This window comes from Thiospirillum jenense (assembly GCF_014145225.1).
In the GTDB taxonomy this organism is placed as follows: domain Bacteria; phylum Pseudomonadota; class Gammaproteobacteria; order Chromatiales; family Chromatiaceae; genus Thiospirillum; species Thiospirillum jenense.
In genome coordinates this window covers 1-661 of sequence record NZ_JABVCQ010000100.1, presented here as the reverse complement: position 1 = coordinate 661, position 661 = coordinate 1, and the positions used below count along the sequence as shown (strand labels likewise).

Annotated in this window: 1 protein-coding gene; it reads right to left on the bottom strand. The window is 50.5% G+C overall.

Features of this window, described 5'->3' with window-relative positions:
* Positions 1-630: flagellin hook IN motif-containing protein (locus tag HUK38_RS14690; RefSeq protein WP_202985588.1), on the bottom strand; the 630-nt coding region annotated here is incomplete at its 3' end.
* Positions 631-661 lie beyond the last annotated feature (31 nt).

Genomic DNA, 661 nt, shown 5'->3' with positions numbered 1-661 from the left:
TTGGATATAGCCGCTGACGGTAGTGTAATCGGCTACTGTATTGTCAAAATCCAGGGTTACAGCAGTCGTGTCTACCTGTAAAGTGCCACTGCCATCACGATACGCCTTATTCACCGTCACATCAGCAGCATTTGTAGTCACCGTATCTCGGAGGACAATATCATTCCCCGTCTGATTAGCCAGAACAATACCCGAGCCAGCTTCATTGACCACCGCAGTCACGCCGGTTTTTGATGCTTGATCGTTGATTGCCGTGACCGCAGCACTCAGGCCGTCTGACGTGGAGGCACTTGATAAATTGAAAGTCACGGTTTGGGCGGTGGTGTTGTCTGATTGAATGGTTAAGGTGTAGTTACCAGCTGCTCCAAAAATCACTTGCGCTTCAGTGCGCGCTGTGGCCGTGACGCCGGTTGCATCGGTAAACTTGTTGATGTTGGTAGCCATTGTTTGGGCGCTTCCGCTGGCTGCAATTGCTAAACCTGATGCCCCAACACCAGTCTGACCGATAATCTGTCCACGATGCCCTAAAATATTCACGGCACCTGCTGTGACCCCGTTGCCTGATGCGGTGTTACTAGCTACCGCACCAGAGGCTACAGTGTAGTTATTACCGTAGGTGTTGGTCCGCATATTCGCATTGCTGACAGAAATAGTCTGATTA